Here is a 258-nt window from a genome sequence, read left to right on the forward strand (position 1 = left end):
TCCCCGTCATGGTGTACCCGGAGCAAGCCGAGGTTCACATTTTGGAGGACGAAGCTGCTTCCAGAGCCTATATCGAGCAGATGTGGGCAGAAGCTATGGAGATTTACCGAAGCGGCAGGTTCAAGCTGGCTTTCAGCCCCACCATGCAACGGTATCTCAAAGAACACCAGCGGGATTTTATGCCGGAGGACACCAAAGCCGGAATGATACAGGCGTATCTTGATAAGTACACCGGGAGCATGGTCTGTTCCAAGCAGC

Annotated in this window: 1 pseudogene; it reads left to right on the forward strand. The window is 53.5% G+C overall.

Going from position 1 to position 258, the window contains the following annotated elements:
• A pseudogene (locus LIZ66_RS18455) lies at nt 1-258 on the forward strand (virulence-associated E family protein); the annotation flags it as partial.

The organism is Blautia faecis, assembly GCF_020554845.1.
GTDB lineage: Bacteria > Bacillota > Clostridia > Lachnospirales > Lachnospiraceae > Blautia_A > Blautia_A faecis.